The 16,323-nt window shown below is 70.1% G+C and carries 15 protein-coding genes and 2 pseudogenes; 10 read left to right on the top strand and 7 right to left on the bottom strand.

Going from position 1 to position 16,323, the window contains the following annotated elements:
- Window positions 1-130 precede the first annotated feature (130 nt).
- The 3 genes and pseudogenes from ACIBTS_RS38395 to ACIBTS_RS38405 form a co-directional block, all read left to right on the top strand.
- A pseudogene (locus ACIBTS_RS38395) lies at window positions 131-469 on the top strand (hypothetical protein); the annotation flags it as partial.
- Between the two features lie 103 nt (window positions 470-572).
- The gene (locus ACIBTS_RS38400) at window positions 573-1,262 is read left to right on the top strand and encodes a M24 family metallopeptidase (RefSeq protein WP_399325303.1); all 690 of its coding nucleotides are present in this window, start codon (window positions 573-575) and stop codon (window positions 1,260-1,262) included.
- A 42-nt stretch (window positions 1,263-1,304) separates the two neighbouring features.
- Complete coding sequence (locus ACIBTS_RS38405; protein WP_399325304.1) at window positions 1,305-2,366, top strand: threonine aldolase family protein; 1,062 nt, start codon at window positions 1,305-1,307, stop codon at window positions 2,364-2,366.
- Between the two features lie 45 nt (window positions 2,367-2,411).
- Here ACIBTS_RS38405 and ACIBTS_RS38410 read toward each other — a convergent pair whose 3' ends face one another.
- From ACIBTS_RS38410 to ACIBTS_RS38425, 4 genes are all read right to left on the bottom strand, one after another.
- On the bottom strand, window positions 2,412-2,930 hold the full coding sequence (locus tag ACIBTS_RS38410; RefSeq protein ID WP_399325305.1) for a hypothetical protein: 519 nt from the start codon (window positions 2,928-2,930) through the stop codon (window positions 2,412-2,414).
- A gap of 144 nt (window positions 2,931-3,074) precedes the next feature.
- Window positions 3,075-3,248, bottom strand: a complete 174-nt coding sequence (locus tag ACIBTS_RS38415; RefSeq protein ID WP_399325306.1) for a hypothetical protein — start codon at window positions 3,246-3,248, stop codon at window positions 3,075-3,077.
- Between the two features lie 25 nt (window positions 3,249-3,273).
- Window positions 3,274-3,630, bottom strand: a complete 357-nt coding sequence (locus tag ACIBTS_RS38420) for a PRC-barrel domain-containing protein (RefSeq protein WP_399325307.1) — start codon at window positions 3,628-3,630, stop codon at window positions 3,274-3,276.
- Between the two features lie 57 nt (window positions 3,631-3,687).
- Window positions 3,688-5,673, bottom strand: a complete 1,986-nt coding sequence (locus ACIBTS_RS38425; RefSeq protein WP_399325349.1) for a SpoIIE family protein phosphatase — start codon at window positions 5,671-5,673, stop codon at window positions 3,688-3,690.
- 393 nt (window positions 5,674-6,066) lie between these two features.
- Between ACIBTS_RS38425 and ACIBTS_RS38430 the strand changes: the two are divergent.
- Window positions 6,067-7,152 (top strand): annotated as a pseudogene (locus ACIBTS_RS38430) (chitinase); the annotation flags it as partial.
- Here ACIBTS_RS38430 and ACIBTS_RS38435 read toward each other — a convergent pair.
- Window positions 7,130-7,678: a DUF6174 domain-containing protein gene (locus tag ACIBTS_RS38435; RefSeq protein WP_399325308.1), complete on the bottom strand. Its 549-nt coding sequence runs from the start codon at window positions 7,676-7,678 to the stop codon at window positions 7,130-7,132. The pseudogene ACIBTS_RS38430 and the gene ACIBTS_RS38435 sit on opposite strands and share 23 nt — an antisense overlap.
- Window positions 7,679-8,038: 360 nt before the next feature.
- Between ACIBTS_RS38435 and ACIBTS_RS38440 the strand changes: the two genes are divergently transcribed.
- Window positions 8,039-9,130, top strand: a complete 1,092-nt coding sequence (locus tag ACIBTS_RS38440) for an FAD-dependent oxidoreductase (protein WP_399325309.1) — start codon at window positions 8,039-8,041, stop codon at window positions 9,128-9,130.
- 242 nt (window positions 9,131-9,372) lie between these two features.
- Here the strand turns inward: ACIBTS_RS38440 and ACIBTS_RS38445 are convergent, their stop codons facing one another.
- On the bottom strand, window positions 9,373-10,239 hold the full coding sequence (locus tag ACIBTS_RS38445; RefSeq protein ID WP_399325310.1) for a helix-turn-helix domain-containing protein: 867 nt from the start codon (window positions 10,237-10,239) through the stop codon (window positions 9,373-9,375).
- Between the two features lie 76 nt (window positions 10,240-10,315).
- Window positions 10,316-11,266 carry an SDR family oxidoreductase gene (locus tag ACIBTS_RS38450; RefSeq protein WP_399325311.1) on the bottom strand — a complete coding sequence of 317 codons (951 nt, stop codon included), beginning with the start codon at window positions 11,264-11,266 and terminating at the stop codon, window positions 10,316-10,318.
- 57 nt (window positions 11,267-11,323) lie between these two features.
- Here ACIBTS_RS38450 and ACIBTS_RS38455 point away from each other — a divergent pair, with 57 nt between their 5' ends.
- The 5 genes from ACIBTS_RS38455 (at window position 11,324) to ACIBTS_RS38475 (ending at window position 16,235) form a co-directional block, all read left to right on the top strand.
- A complete protein-coding gene (locus ACIBTS_RS38455; protein ID WP_399325312.1) occupies window positions 11,324-11,497 on the top strand; it encodes an alpha/beta hydrolase-fold protein in 174 nt (57 codons plus the stop codon).
- Window positions 11,498-11,629: 132 nt separating this feature from the next.
- A complete protein-coding gene (locus ACIBTS_RS38460; protein ID WP_399325313.1) occupies window positions 11,630-12,574 on the top strand; it encodes a C45 family autoproteolytic acyltransferase/hydolase in 945 nt (314 codons plus the stop codon).
- Window positions 12,575-12,923: 349 nt separating this feature from the next.
- Window positions 12,924-13,316, top strand: a complete 393-nt coding sequence (locus tag ACIBTS_RS38465; protein ID WP_399325314.1) for a hypothetical protein — start codon at window positions 12,924-12,926, stop codon at window positions 13,314-13,316.
- 29 nt (window positions 13,317-13,345) lie between these two features.
- Entirely contained in the window at window positions 13,346-14,521 is a 1,176-nt protein-coding gene (locus ACIBTS_RS38470; RefSeq protein WP_399325315.1) for an NAD(P)H-binding protein, read from the top strand.
- A gap of 469 nt (window positions 14,522-14,990) precedes the next feature.
- Window positions 14,991-16,235: an Ig-like domain-containing protein gene (locus ACIBTS_RS38475; RefSeq protein WP_399325316.1), complete on the top strand. Its 1,245-nt coding sequence runs from the start codon at window positions 14,991-14,993 to the stop codon at window positions 16,233-16,235.
- The last annotated feature ends 88 nt before the right edge of the window (window positions 16,236-16,323 follow it).

Below are 16,323 nucleotides of genomic sequence, written 5' to 3' on the forward strand. Positions count from 1 at the left end.
TTGATCACCGCAAGTGCAAGGAGATATAAACTAAGTACATTGCATGAGCTGGCCCTGTCGTAATAATGGTTGGCATCTGCGTTTGAGTGAGGAGTGGCTTCGGGTGCGGTCATCCGGGAGGTGATAGCCCGTGAGTCAGTCCCTCGCACCCGCCGGTACGGCCGCCGGCCCGGTCGCAGAACTCGCCCTCACCAAAGACCTGACCCGTCCGGCCCGGCTGACGGTGCCCGACCTGCTCGCCTGGTCGCAGCACCGAACCGACGTCAGCTTCGAGTGCGCCACCGGCGGCGTCCGGCACCACGGCTTCACCGGACCACTGCTGCACGACGTCCTCATGGCCGCACCGCCCGCCTTCGACCCCGCCCGCCGCAAGGACCGCCTGCGCTTCCTGATCGCGGTGTCCGGCGCCGACGGCCACCACGCACTGCTGTCCTGGGCGGAGACCGACCCCGACTTCGGCGGCGCCCCCGCGGCTACACCACATGGGCATGACACCGATCGGTACCGAAAGCCGCCCGCCGGTCGGCGGAACCCCGTTGCCGGCAGCGGCCCCGATCACTACGGTCGGCCCCATGGCGGACGACGAACCCACGCGCGCGGCACGACTGTTGGACGCACAGGCCAAGGCCGAACGGCTCTTCGCGGAGATCGAGGGACGCGGGCTCGTCGCGCCGGGGGAAGGCGAGCGAGCGGTCAGCGACCGGATCCGGGACCTGGCGAACGAGCTGTTCGGCACGACCCGGCACTGGCACAAGCGGATCGTGCGGTCGGGCCCGAACACGCTCGCGCCGTACCGCGAGAACCCGCCGGACCGGGTGATGAGCGCGGACGACATCGTCTTCGCCGACTTCGGGCCCGTCTTCGAGGAGTACGAGGCCGACTTCGGCCGGACCTTCGTCCTCGGCGACGACCCGGTCAAGAAACGGCTGCGGGACGACCTGCCGAAGATCTTCGCCGCCGGCAAGCACATCTTCGAGAGCACCCCGGACATCACCGGCAAGCAGCTGTACACCGAGGTCGAGCGGCTGGCCGCCGACGCCGGCTGGGAGCTGGGCGGCTGGCACGCCGGGCACCTGGTCGGCGAGTTCCCGCACGAGTGGATCGACGGCGCCGACACGGAGTCGTACATCACCCCGGCCAACGAAACCCCGCTGCGGCGCACCGACAAGGCCCGGCGCCGCTGCCACTGGATCCTGGAGATCCATCTCATCGACCGGGAGCGGGAGTTCGGCGGCTTCCACGAGGAACTGCTCACCCTCTGACCAGACCATGAGCGCACGCACCGTACCCAAGGAAGCCCGCCCATGGACACCAGCACCGGTTCCATCCCCTCCAGCCGCGCATTCATCAGCGACAACATGGCCGGGGCGTCCCCGGAGATCGTCCAGGCCGTCGTCGAGGCAGCCTCGGGCCAGGTCCTGCCGTACGGCAGCGATCCGTTCACCGACAAGGTGCGCCGCAAGCTGGACACGATCTTCGAACGGGACACCGCCGTCCTCCTGGTCTCCACCGGTTCGGTTGCCAACGCCCTGAGCCTGGCCGCCCTGACCCGGCCCTGGGGAAGCGTGCTGGCCCACCCCGCCAGTCACATCAACACCAGTGAATGCGGAGCCCCCGAGTTCTTCACCGACGGAGCCAAGATCGTCACCGTGGCCGGAGACGACACCAAGGTCGACCCGGACGCTCTTCAGCAGGCGGTGCGTCACCGGGTGGGGGACGTGCACGCCGTGCAGCCGTCCGTCCTGAGCATCAGCCAGGCCACCGAAAGCGGCAGTGTCCACACCCTGGAGGAGATCCGCCGCCTGTGCGCCATCGCCAAGGACGCCGGTCTGCGTGTCCACATGGACGGCGCACGCTTCGCCAACGCCCTGGACCACCTCGGCGCCTCCCCGGCGGAGATGACCTGGAAGGCCGGCGTGGACGTGCTGTCGTTCGGAGCCACCAAGAACGGCGCGATGACCGTCGAGGCCGTCGTCTCCTTCGACCCCGCACTCGCCGGCGAACTCGCCTTCCGCGCCAAGCGTGCCGGGCAACTGGCCTCCAAGATGCGCTTCCACGCCGCCCAGCTCGACGCCTACCTCACCGACGACCTGTGGCTGCGCAACGCCCGCCAGGCGAACGCCATGGCCAGGCGGCTCAGCGACGGCCTCAAGGCCGTCCCCGGTATCGGCCTGTCGGCCACCCCGCAGGCGAACATCGTCTTCTGCCGTCTGCCCCAGCAGGCCGTCGGAGGACTCCTCGCCGAGGGCTACACCTTCCACCACGGTCGCTGGGGCCCTGGAGTCGTCCGGCTCGTCACCGCGTTCTCCCACATGCCGGGCGACATCGACGGGTTCCTCGACGCGGTCCGCCGCCACGTCGGATGAGCACCGGCTGCGGGAGCCGGCTTCGCGCGCGGCGAGGCGGGTCGCTCAGCGGACGTAGGCGTCGCAGAGGCCGCGTACGGCAGGGGGCACGGGTGACTGGTGCGACCACTCGCACACGGTGCGCATGTCGTATGTGGGCCGGGGCTGGGTGGTCCGCGGCCCAGGGGTCTGGTGGCGGGGCGCGACAGGGGCCGCGGACCGGCGACGGGCCGGCGGAGGCGTGGCGGGCCCGGGCGGTGCGGGACGTGCGGGTCGTGCCGCCGGGGCCGTGTCCGGGCGCGCCGGAGTCCGGGCGTGCGAGCGCGGGTGCCCCTCGGCGCCCGAGGAACGGCGCTCCGTGACGACGCGGTGGCCTCGGCTGTGCTGCTGCGGTGCCCGGGTGGGGGTGGTGGTGACGAGGGCGGTGCGCGCGGAGGCCTGGCCCGGCGCGGGGACGGGGGAGGGTGTGCGGGCGGCGTCCGGGGCCATGTGCGGGGGCGGCGGTGCGCCGGACGGGAGGGAGACGCAGCCGCCGGTGAGGAGGACGGCGGCCAGGACGGGGGCGAGGGCGAGGGGACGGCGCATGCCCACAGGGTGACGGTGGGCCGGGTGACACGGGGCTGCTTCGCCGGTGATCACCGGCATGGGTGACGCCTGCGGCGGGGTCGACGGTCAGCGGGGCAGGGACAAGGCCCCGGCAGGGGCAAAGCCCGGCAGGGGCAAGGCCCGTCAACGGGCCAGGCGGTGCTTTCTTCCGCCTCGGCGGAAACGCATCGCGGCGTAGATGAGATCGGCGAGGAGAACGAGGGCGCCGATGATCAGCAGGTAGAACATCCCGTGGGCCGCGAACCCGATGATGCCCAGGACGAGGGCCACGAGGATCAGAAACAGAAACGGGCTCATGGGTACTCCCGACGGCCTCGACGCCTCAGCGGCGGGCAAGGCGTCGCTCGCCGCCGGCGCCCGGCGCATAGTCCAGTTCGTAGTGTGCGAACACCTTCGGTTCGTCCTGGGCGCGCAGCTGGCCGTCGACGCCGATCGCCGGGGCCTTCTTCACTGCGTTTTTGCTGTGGGCGACCTTCAGATAACCCGGGCCGACGGTCGCCCCGCGGAGCGGCACGAACACCAGGCGGCGACGGGTGGGAAGACCCACGGTCACTGTTGCGAAGGAGGGCTTGTCGGTGCCGGTGTCCACGTAGACCGACTCCAGGACGCCGATCCTGTGCCCCTGTGGGTCGACCACGTTGTGACCGCGCCATTCACGGATATCGCCAGCCTCGAACATGAGGTACCTCCGCAAGTGCGGGTACCCCGAATCCGCTCGACAGGCACGTCGGCACATTCACTGCGGTCGGGCCATCAGCACCGCGACGTCGTCCTGGGCGGGATGCGGCAGCATCTGCTCAAGGACGCCGTCGCAGAGCGCGGCGAGCGGCTGACCGGGGCACCGCAGAGCCCGTGCGAGCCGGTCGAGTCCCTGATCGAGGTCCCTGCCGCGGGCTTCGACGAGCCCGTCGGTGTACAGCACGAGCAGACTGCCCGCCGGCAGCGGGACGACCTCGGTCCCGAACTGCTGCCCTCCCGTTCCCAGCGGGGTCCCCGGCGAGCCGTCGAGGAAGGTGATCGCGCCGCCCGGCGCCACCACCGCGGGCGGGGGGTGGCCGGCCCGCGCGACGAGGCATCCGCCCGAGGCGGGATCGTGGACGGCGTAGACGCAGGTCGCCATCTGGTCCTCGCCCATGTCGGCCACGACGGCGTCCAGCGAGCGGAGCATGTGGGCCGGCTCGATGCCGTGCCGGGCGAGCGTACGCACCGCCGCACGGAGCTGGCCCATGACGGCCGCGGCGCGGATGCCGTGCCCCATGACGTCCCCGATGACGAGTGCGGTCCGTTCCGTGGGCAGCGCGATGACGTCGAACCAGTCGCCGCCGACGTCGTGTTCGCTGGCGGGCAGGTACCGTCCGGTGAGCTCCAGGCCGGGGACGGCGGGCAGCGCGCTGTTGGTGAGACTGCGCTGCAGGGTGAGGGCCGCCGCGCGCTGCCGGGTGTACATGAGCGCGTTGTCGATGTTCAGGGCGGCGCGCGCGGCCAACTCGTCGACGAGTACGCAGTCCTGCTCGTCGAAGGGCTCACGGCCGCGCAGCCGCGTCACCACCATCGCGCCGAGCACCTTGCCCCGGGCGACCAGCGGGACCAGTCTCGCGGAGCCCAGGTTCATGAGATAGGCGCGCAGGTCGCCGGCGCGGGGATCGGTGATCAGCGCCGGGACGTCGGACCGGTAGAGGTTGGTGGGACTGCCGTCGGCGATGACGCGTTCGTAGAGGGAGCCGGGTGCGATCCGGGACGTCATGCCCGGGACCAGCTTCGCCGTGGGGGCACCGGGATCGGGGAAGAGAGCGGCCATCCGCCGGACCACGCCGTGGGTGGCGGCGGTGGACTCGTCGGGCGCGATGACCTCTTCGAGGAGCTGGACGTCGGCGGAGTCCGCGAGCTGGGGCACCAGCATCCGCACGATCTCCTCGGAGGTCTGCCGCAGGTCCAAGGTGGTGCCGATCCGGGTGCCGGCCTCCGCGAGCAGCGCGAAGCGGCGGCGGGCGCGTTCGGCGTCGCGTTCGGCCCGCTGGCTCTCCGTGATGTCGATGAGGGAGGCGATCAGGCCCAGGATCCGGCCGGCGCCGTCGAGCAGCGGCGCGTAGGAACACGACCAGGTCCGTTCACGGTGGGGGTCCGCCGGAGTCCGCCCGGAACGGCGGACGTCGACGATCGCCGTGCCCCGGGTCAGTACCTCCCGCATCATCGACTCCAGAGCCACCGCGTCGACGCCGGGCACGACCTCCGTCAACCGCCGTCCGACATGATCGGCGGCCGGGACGCCGCTCATCCGGGCGAGTGCGTCGTTGACCCGCAGGAAGCGCAGATCGGTGCCGAGGGTGGCCAGACCGATGGGGGACTGACGAAAGAGGCTCTCCAGGGCCGCCAGGGAATCCCGCATGCGCAGCACCTGGGACGTCTCCACGGCGATCAGCAGTGCTCCGGGCCGTCCCCGCGCGTCGGAGGCCGGCACGATCCACATCTCCATGGTGACCTCATGGCCGTCGCGGTGACGCACCGACAGGGTGCCGACGACGGTCTCCCCGCCCTGGACGCGTTGCGTGAGCTGGTCGGCCAGCTCACGGTTGCCGTCGGGGACCAGCAGGGTCGACGCCGGCCGGTCGAGTACGTCCTGCGGCCGGAATCCGAGCAGATCCTGGGCGGCGAGCGACCATTCGACGATGCGGCCGTCCGCGTCCTCACGCCACAGTGCGATCGGAAGCAGCTCGCGCAGCACGCCCGCGTATCCGACAGCCCCCAAAGGCCGCGCGGGCGCCTGTCCCGCCCTCTGAGGGGCATTCACCGTGCTACCTCCCCGGGAGGCGATATCCGGATATGAAAAACCATATCCGGAAAGATTCGAAAGGGCGGAATGCGCCCGCGCCCCGAGGTGTCGGTGTGGGGGATGGCGGGGGCCCGAGCGGATCACTGAGGACGGCGCCGGCTCCGCAGGGTGTCCGTGGCGAACCGAACCGGGGGGACAAGGGGGCGGGCCACCGGGACGAGCGGCTCTCCGGGCTTGGTCAGATAACTGTAAAGAACATTGACAGTTAGCTGGTCTAGTCCAATCATGGGTCACTGTTCACCCCGCGGTTCTGTCCTTCCGCTGTCCCCGCCTGCCCTTTTCCCCATGGGAGCGTCAGTGAGACGACCTGGTCCTCTTCGTATGTTGCTGTCCTGCCTGAGCGTGACCGCTGTGTCCGCCGGGCTTGTCGCACTGGGAGGAGGGGATGCGCTTGCCGTGCCGGACTCCCTCCCGGCCCCCGGCAGGCCCATGCCGCCCCATGTGGCGGCGCCCTACTTCGAGGCGTGGACCGGCGAGAGCCCGGCCCGACTCGCCGCCGCCTCGGGCAACAAGTACCTCACCCTGGCCTTCCTCCAGACGGCCACGGCGGGCTCGTGCACCGCGTACTGGAACGGCGAGACCGACCAGCCGATCGCCCGCACCACGTTCGGCCGCGACATCGCCACGATCCAGGCACGCGGCGGCAACGCCATCCCGTCCTTCGGCGGCTGGTCCGCCGACACCACCGGCACCGAACTGGCGGACAGCTGCACCAGCGTCGACGCCATCGCCAAGGTGTACGAGAGCCTCGTCACGACGTACGGCATCACCCGGATCGACCTCGACGTCGAGGGCGACTCCATCGACAACGCCGCCGGCATCGACCGCCGCAACAAGGCGATCGCCGAGGTCCAGCGCTGGGCCGACCGCACCGGCCGCAGCGTCCAGTTCTCCTACACCCTGCCGACCTCCACGACCGGCCTCGAAGCCAACGGCCTGGCCCTGCTGCAGAACGCCGTCGACAACGGCGCGCGGGTGGACGTCGTCAACCTCATGACGTTCGACTACTACGACGGCGCCACCCACGACATGGCGGCCGACACCGAGACGGCCGCCGCCGGCCTGCACGATCAACTGGCCGCGCTCTACCCGAAGGAGAGCTCCGCGAGGCTGTGGAACATGATCGGCGTCATCGAGATGCCCGGCATCGACGACTTCGGACCCGAGGAGACCTTCACCCCGCAGGACGCGGTCACGGTGGAGAAATGGGCCGAGGCAAAGAAGATCAACACGCTCTCGTTCTGGGCGCTCCAGCGCGACAACGGCGGCTGCCCGGGCACCGCCGGCTCCGATTCGTGCTCCGGCATCGCCCAGGACACCTGGCGCTTCAGCCAATCCTTCGAACCGTTCACCAGCGGTGGCGCGCGCCCCTAGGTCGTGTCCGCAAAGCAGCGCCGTCTGCCCGGCTCGGTGATGCGGACGAAGCCGCCTGGCCGGGGGCCGGTTCGTAGGAGCTGATGGTGTACAGGGCTTCGTCGTCGATGGAGTTCTTGTCCCAGTCCAGGGAGATCCGCACAGGGTGCCCGTCGGCGGCGTACTGCGCCTCGGCCGTGTCCGCGTCCTCGCTGCGGGCCCGGTGCAGTGTCTTCAACAGCTTGCCGAGGGTGGGCACTTCGCCCGGCAGATCCCGCGCCTGCCGCCGGCTGTCCTCGTCGAGCCCGATTATCTCCGTCACCTCGCCGTCGTGCACCGTCACCCGGAACGTCCCCGCCAGGACCTGGGTGCTCGACGTCAGTGTGTAGGAGTACGAGGCAGGCTCCTCCCAGCCGCTCGCCGGCTCCTTGGTGTCGGCGGAGGTCGTGGCGGTCGAGGCGCCGCAGGCCGTGGTCGCGAGCGGCAGGGCCCCGAGCAGCGCGGCCGTGGCCACGAATCGAACACGGGAACGTCCGGCGGTCATGGTGACTCCCTCGGGGTCGGTTACCGCTGTGACGCCGAAGGACCCGAGAACGTTCACGGCAGCAGTTCCCAGGCGGTCACCGTCGACCTGGGCATGTTCGTCGCGGCCGGGGCGGGCGTGGTGCTGTACCTGCCGACGTACCCGCCGAAGCCACTGGGGGTGCGGAGCCCCTCCCGGGGGTTCCGGGGGTTCGTCCGAGCCGACGTCCGGTGAACCGTCCGCTGTCGTGTTCTGGCGGGAAAACGTCAGGGCCGGGTGCCGCCTCCTCGGGGGCGGCGCCCGGCCCTTCGGCCTACGATCGAGCTCACTGCCATGGCCCGCGTCCCTCACGGGCACGAACTCGATCCCCGGGGAGGGTCTGTGATCGCCGTCGTGGGTGCCGGGCTGACGGGCGCGGCCACCGCCTGGCAACTGGCCCGGCGAGGCCATGAGGTCACGCTGATCGAGGCGTACGACATCGGCCACAGACAGGGCAGTTCGCACGGCAGCTCACGGATCTTCCGACGGGCCTACGCCGACCCCTTCTACGTACGGCTCACCGGGCAGGCCCACGAGCGGTGGCGGGAACTGGAGGACGACGCCTCAACTCCCTTGCTGCGCACGACCGGTGGTCTCGACATGGGGGAGGACCGCGACCCGCGTCCGATCGCGGAACTCCTTGCCGCGGCCGACGTGCCCCACGAACTCCTCGCCCCGGAAGAGGCCTCGGAGCGCTGGCCGTACATCCGCATCACGGGCCCGGTGCTGTACCACCCGGACGCGGGCGTGGTCGACGCCGACCGGACCGTCGCAGCCTGCGTACGACGGGCGATCGAGCACGGGGCGCAGGCGATCATCGGCACACGCGTCACGGGCATCGACGTCCAGGACACCCGGGAGCAGGTGCTCCTGCGCACCGAGGACGGCCGCGAGATCGTCGCCGAAACGGTGGTGATCGCGGCCGGCCCCTGGCTGCCCGATCTCGAACTACCCCTTTCTCTCCCGCAGTTGGAGGTGACCCAGCAGCAGGTCTTCCACTTCCGGCAGCGAGAGCCCTCCGAGCGGTGGCCGACCCTGATCTGGGACGGCACCCTGCACCTGTACGGCCTCCCGTCGGGCAGTGACGGCGGCCCGCTCCCCACCGTCAAGGTCGCCGAGCACGACCGCGGCACCCCCACCACCGCCCGCACCCGCACCGGCGTCGTCGACCCGTCCTCGCGGGCCCGGGTGAGCGGCTTCGTACGCGACCGCCTCCCGGGCCTCGAGCCCGACCCGGTGGCCGAGGCGAGCTGCCTCTACACCACCACCGTCGACGAGGACTTCGTCGTCGACCGCCACGGCCCGTTCGTCATCGCCTCCCCGTGCTCCGGCCACGGCGCGAAATTCGCCCCGCTGATCGGCGCGATGGCGGCCGACCTCGCCACCGGCCGCGCCGAACCTCACCCCCGCTTCCGCCTGGACCGCGCGGGCTAGGGCCTGTCCGGCGGATCAAGTCGCAGGGAAGCAGCGGCGCCTGATCGACGCAGGTGAGCGGGGAACGGTGCGTCCGACTGCAAGGCGGAGGAGGGCGCAGCCGAGAGTGGGGGAGGGCGTTCCATTCCCCGTCTGAGGCATGATCCGCGGGACAGCCCTAGGTGAGACCAAGCGGATCCGCCGGCCTCCGTACCCCTCGCGGAAGCGCGGTTCACCCCGCCCCTGCATGGGGCGTGCGGTGCTCAGCCCTGTTCCCGCTCCACCGGAAGCCACAGTTCGGCGTCGCCCTCGCGCTTGTCGGGCGAGAGGCGGGTGCTCAGGATCTCCGGGCCGGGGCGGCTGCGGTACGGGTTGGACGGGAACCACTCCGTGAACACGTCCCGCCACAGCTCCTGGATGGCCTGCGGCGCCGGCCCGGAGGTGGTGAAGACCGCCCAGGTTCCGGCCGGGACAGGGAGAAGCACGGTGCCGTCGGGGGCAGCCGCTGACGTGATCACCCCCTGGTAGTAGTCGAGTTCGGTGCCCTCGGCCCGGCTCGGGTCGAGGTCGTCACAGACCGCCACCATGCCGTACGGCTCCTGGTTCGACAGCTTCCCCAGGTGTTCCAGGACCTGCGGGTCGATCCCGCGAACGAAGTCGATGATCGCCTGGTTCGGCCCCACGTGCACCAAGGGCACCCGGGCCTTGAGGCCGACGACGTTGAACTCCGGCCTGTCCACTACGCGATAGCGCATGCTGCTGCTTCCTTCCACAGTGAGGCGGAAGGACAACCGGGGCTGGGAGACGAGCGCGGCGCCGGTGCGCCTGGCCTCGCCCGGCCCGACACCGTGCATGGCGCGAAACGCCCGGGCGAACGCCTCGCCCGAGCCATAGCCGTAACGCACCGCGATCTCCAACAGCGACTCACGCCCTGCGAGCACCTCGGCGCCCGCGACGGTGAGCCGACGCCGCCGTATGTACTCCGACAGCGGCATGCCCGCGAGCGCGGAGAACATCCGGCGCAGGTGGTACTCCGAGGTGGCCGCGATCCGCGCCAGCCCGGCCACGTCGACGGTCTGATCGAGCTCCCGCTCGATGTGCTCCATGGCCTTGTTGAGCCGCTCCAGCACGTCCGGTCTCCTTCCTTGCTTGTGATCACCACGCTAGGCGGCAGGCATCGGGCCGGACCCGACAATCTGTGCCCGGTCATGTCGGGTACAAGCGGTCACACCCGGACGGCGCTTGAGGCGCCGGGCCCGGCAGGCCCTTCTCGACATCCTCTGCCACTTTCTCCGTCACTTCCTCTGCCACGCCTGCGAACGCGTTGGTCGTCGCGGCCCAGTGCAGGAATGTGCGGGCGCCGCGGAGCCGCGTCCGCAACAACTGCTGTGTCGCGCCACTGTCGAGGCGTACGTCGAGGGCCCCGGGCAGGGAGGTGTCGGCTCGTCGCCCGGCAGGCAGCCGCGCGTCGTCGAGGCCGTCGCGCCGGGCGATCAGCACGCCGAGGTCGTAGCGGCTCAGGGCGTCCGGCCCGGCGAGATGGAACATCCCGGCCGCGTCGGACAGCGCGATCTCCCACAACGCGGCGGCCAGGTCCTCGACATGGACGGGGCAGCGGATGTCGTCGGTGAACAAGACCCCCTCGTGGGTGCCGTCCGCCAGAGCGTGCACGGTGCGCTCGTGCGCGGACCGGCCATGTCCGACGATCAGCGAAGTCCGGGCGACGGCGGCGGCCGGCATCAGCAGTCGCACCGCCGTCTCGGCGGCGGCCTTCGCGGCGCCGTACGGGGTGAGCGGATCGGGCAGGCAGCGCTCGTCGTAGCGGACGCGCGCGCCGGAGAACACCGCGTCGCTGGAGACATGGACCAGGCGGCAGCCCCGCTCGGCGGCGGCCAGCGCCACGAGGACGGCGCCGTCGGCGGTCACCGCCCAGTCGGCCCCGCCGCTCGACGCGTTGACCACGACCGACGGGGCCACGTCCGCGACCACCGTGGCGACACGCGCGGGGTCGCGGATGTCGAGCGCATGCCAGGACACCCCCGCGGCCGTGCCGGGCCGGGATGCGAACGTCGCGGACGTCTCGAGCCCCGCCGCGGTGGCCTGCCGGATCAGCTCGGCGCCCAGGAAACCACTGCCCCCGATGATCAGGACCGTCATGGACCGACACGGTAACGAACGCGGAATCAACCACCGCTGGAATTCTGCATCCTGGCCGTGCTCGGACCGCCGGTCTGGGAGACATTCCACCTCGGCGAGCTGCGCCCGCTGCTGGAGCACAGCTACGGCGCCGGAACCCGGCGGGTGGTCGCCGGGCTGTCGATGGGCGGCCTGGGCTCTCTCCAGCGGCGACGGCGCCGCCGGCCCCTTCGACGCGCCCGGCGCCCATGACGACCGGCGCCCACGATTGGCCGTAGTCCTCCACCGGCTATGCCCGTTCTGGTATGCGCGCTGTGGTGAACTGCCCGGGAAATTGGCTAGGTTGCCCTCACTTCGCCCGACGTCCGCAAGGGAGCGGCAGCCATGAGCCAACATCAGAAGACATTCCGTGCGATCGAGGTCGGCGATGGAAGCGACGGGCGATGGGCCACCCATACACAGGCTCTGTGGCCGCTCGCGGAGGGGTGGATGACCAAGGAGAGCCGGACCGTGGAGGGCGCGGACCGTGCCCGGAAGCTGTTTGAGGCACACCTGCCGGAGCTGGTACCGGTACTGCACCGCCTCGCGGGCCAACTCGACCGGCCCGAAGCGATGACCTTCCTCACCCTCGCGACCTTGCGACCGTTCTTCTCGGGCTGCACCCAGATCGGCGGCAGCGGCACCCTGCTGCGCAACTACGACTTCAGCCCCGATGACTGCGAGGGCACCATTGTCTCCTCCCGCTTCCTCCGACCGGTGATCGGAACGCAGGATGCCGCGTGGGGCTTGCTGGACGGGATGAACGATGCCGGGCTCGCCGTCTCACTCACCTTCGGCGGCCGTTTCGTCCACGGCCCGGGCTTCGCCATCCTCATCGTCCTGCGCTACCTGCTGGAGACCTGTGACACCGTTGACGAGGCAGTCGGCAAACTGAAGTCCATACCGATCGCAATCCCGCAGAACGTCACCCTTGTCGACCCGGAACAGGCGGTGACGGTGTTCGTGGGACCGGACATCTCACTGACTGAGGCACCGGACGCCTGCGCCGCCAACCACCAGCACATGCCGGTGCCCGACGAGCAGGAGCAGTCCTCCCGGACCCAGGAGAGACTGAGCGCCGTCCGCGCAGCGGGCACGGACGTGGCGGCGATGCTGAAACCGCCGCTGTACCAGTCCGCGTACGACGAGGGGCTGGGAACCGTCTATACCGCCCATTACCGGCCCTCCGAGGGTCGTGTGACCTACTACTGGCCCGGCGAGTCCTGGGAACAGTCCTTCGATGATTTCGCTCCGGGATCCCGCACCGTGACCATCGGCCGAGCCGACTGAGAGCCGCCAGTGGGCGGCGAGGGCAAGCTGTTCGGCGCGCTCGTCGTGCCCGGCGACTTCACGTCCTCCGTTGCCGCCCTGACCGGCACCGCGGTAGCCCAAACTCCGGCCCGCCCGGCGCTGACAGTGCTGACGAACCAGTCGGCCGGCAGCCTGGGCTCCGGTCTGGCGCGGGTCGCGACCACGCAGGCGGCCGAGAACTCCTCGCTCCACATGGGCAAGGAGCTGACCGCCCGGACCGGGGCCGAGGCGACCCGCCTACACCGACACCGGGTTCGAGGCCAACAGTGCGAAGTCCGACACGCCCCTGTCCGCCTACGCACAGCAGCGGCAGGCCGTCGACCGCGTGATGGCGCAGGCCATCAGCGACGGCGACGCGCCCGCCGTCGTCGCCAAGACGATCGTCACGGCAGCGACCGACGCGCAGCCGGAACTGCGCTACACCGCCGGCCCCATGGCCGCACGCGCGCGCATACTGCGCCGCCTCGCTCCCGCCGGGCGCCATCTCGCCCGCGGCGATCCTTCCCGGGGCCGCAGCCCTGTACGCGCGGCTGGCCGGGTAGCACCTGCTTGCCGCTCCCGGCAACGCGTCGTTCCCGAACCGGACCCGGTCCAGGGGCGACCGGCTCCGGGGCCACTGGAGCCGGACGCCGTAGCGGCCTTGCGGGCCAACCCCGCCGTGCCGGTCGAGGGCATGCACGGCACCGCAAACACCGCGCTGATCTCCCGCTGTCGCAGCTGACTCACTCCACCACCACACAGGACACATTGATGTCGGAGCGTAATCCCATCCTGATCACCGGTGCCGCCGGCGAAATCGGCGGTGTGAGCCGGACGATGGTCGACATGCTGCTCGAACAAGAGCACCCGGTACGCGCGTTCGTGCGCACCGACGACGAGCGCGTGCGGTCGCTGCGCCAGGCCGGGGCCGAGGTCTTCGTCGGCGACCTGCTCACGGTCGCCGACGTGACCGCCGCGCTGAAGGGCGTCCGGCGCATCTACTTCAGCATGAGCCTGTCGCCGTACTACACCGACGCCGTCAGCCTGATGGCCGCGGCGGCGCGGGACCGGGGCGACACCGAGGTGTTCGTCAACATCTCCGAGTGCGAGCAGTCGTTCATGACGTTCGACAGGATGACCGCGCCGGAGGAGGAACGGCGTGGGTGGCTCGGCGGACTCATCGCGAACTGGTCGCCGCAGCAGCGGGCCCACTGGGTCGCCGAACAGGTGCTTCAGTGGTCCGGCCTGCCGACTGTCAATGTGCGGGGAGCCATGTTCGTCGAGAACCCCCTGATGACCTGGCTGGCGCTGGAGCCGCTGAGCAGGGGTGAGCTGCGCCTGCCCTTCGGCGACCACCGGCTCGCGCCCATCGCCGGCTACGACGTGGAGGAGCTGTGCGTGAAGATCCTGACCGACCCGGCGCCGCACATCTCCAGGTCCTACGACCTCCACGGTCCGGAGCTGAAGGACATGCACGGCTTCGCGGAGGACCATGCGGCCGTGCTGGGACGCCCGGTCGTCTACGTTCCCGAAGACGTCGAAACCTGGAACGAGACCTACATCGACCCCGCCCTGGCCGCGATCCCGCACACCGCGGAGCACCTGAGGAAGCTGACCCGGCTGATGGGCGGTGGCGGATACCGCGGCACCACGGACCAGCTGCCCTCCTCGGACGCCCGCCGAAGACCGTGCGGTGGGCGCTGGAGAGCCACCCGCGCATCCGCAAGCCGGCGTCCGCCTGAGCCTCCGGAGAACGGGTGGGGCCCGGCGAAGTCGGACGGGACGTCGGTCGATCGGCGAGTGGTACACGTCCTTCTGATCCAGGCACTCCATCTTGCCTGCGCGCGTGACCGTTGTCGCGTCGGTTCAGCGAGACCATGTCGCGGTCTCGGCGGCATTCGCGTGCACTCCCTCGGTTCCCGATCGCACTCAGCGTCAATCCGTTGAGGAGGGTCGGTCCCACGTTCCGGGAACCGTCGTCCGCCGGCACCGTGGAGATGCCGGAGGCAGCGATGCCGATGCCCAGCGCTTCGCCGGTGCCGGCCAGCGCGTCGGCCCACCACGGCAGGGTGCTCTGGGTGCACGTGCCTCGTTGCCCAGCCGCTTCACCGCCGGGTCTGCATGGCCGGCATCCTGAGGCATGATGAGCAGCTTGATCGCGACCGGCCTTCCGGGCTTGAGGTCCTCCGCCAACCAGACCTCGCCCATGCCGCCCCGGCCGAGCCGGACCTCTGGCATGAGCGGGCAGGTCGGGGATCTCCGCGACGCATCCGGCATGGCGCATCCGACAATGGGTGGTGTTCGCCACAATTTACCCATTTATGGACAGGGGCGAGTCTATAAGTGATGGGAAAGCTGGTTGCACTCCTTCGGCGATCAGCGCAGGGATGCAAAAGACCAGTGGTTGGAGAAGTGTTTGATCGCGCTGTGTAATCGACGCACCGGACTCGTGGCTACGGCCGGCGTACTCGGCGGCGTACTCGCAGTCACGGCCCTCGGCGGTACGAGCAATGCTGCCGTCGGCGGCAACGATGCCGGGACCCCCTCGAAGTCTCAGGCGCGGGTAAGTCAGGCGGACGCCCAGGAAGCCTCCGACGCCCGAATAGAGATAACGTCCGGGCAAGGCGCCTACGACGTCGGGATCAACGGCCCGGTCAGTGTCACCGTCAGCAAGGGCAAGCTCACCAAGGTGACGATGACCGCCGTCGCGACCGGTGCCGAGATCCCGGGCACTCTGTCCGCGGACGGTACCTCCTGGAAGCTCAACACTCGACTGGAACGTGCCACCAAGTATCAGATCACCGCAGAGGCCGAGGACGCCAAGGGCCGCTCCGCGACCGGCACCGCCACGATCACCACGGTCTCCCCGGCCAACGACTTCATCGGGCACCTTTCCCCCGAGGACGGCTCGACCGTCGGCGTGGCCATGCCGGTGACGGTCAACTTCAACAACGCGATCAGCGACAAGGCCGCCGTGCAGTCGGAGATCCAGGTCAGCTCCAGCAGCGGCCAGTGGGTCGTCGGCCACTGGTTCAACGACCACCGCCTGGACTTCCGCCCCGAGCATTACTGGAAGCCCGGCTCCATCGTCACCGTCGCGCTCAACCGCCACGGCATCCAGAAGACGGTCACGTTCAGGATCGGCCGGAGCCAGATCAGCACCGTCGACGCGAAGACGAAGCAGATGACCGTCGTCCGGGACGGCAAGACGATCAAGACCATCCCGATCTCGGCAGGCAGCGCCGAGCACCCGACGTACAACGGTCGGATGGTGATCTCCGAGAAGTTCTGGCACACCCATATGAACGGTGCGAGCGTCGGCCTCACGGAGAAGAACGGCAAGCCCTCGTACGACATCAAGGCCGTACCGCACGCCATGCGCCTGACCGACTCGGGCACGTTCATCCATGGCAACTACTGGGGTACCGACTCTGTCTTCGGCAAGGTCAACACCAGCCACGGCTGCGTAGGCCTGAAGGATGTCAGGGGCGGCGGCGACGGCAGGCAACCCGCGGCGTGGTTCTTCGACCACTCGATGATCGGCGACGTCGTGATCGTCAAGAACTCCGAGGACAAGACCACGTTGGCCCCCGACAACGGTCTCAGCGATTGGAACATGCCGTGGAGCGAGTGGGTCGCGGGCAGCAGCCCCACCCCCTGACACCAGGCCACTCTCCACACAGACGAACCTGCATCCCTTCCGCCAGGCGTGGCCGACACCATGACGGCCACGCCTGCGGCGACAGGAC

Origin of the sequence: Streptomyces sp. NPDC050121, from assembly GCF_044460385.1 — a bacterium.
Classification (GTDB): Bacteria; Actinomycetota; Actinomycetes; order Streptomycetales; family Streptomycetaceae; genus Streptomyces; species Streptomyces soliscabiei.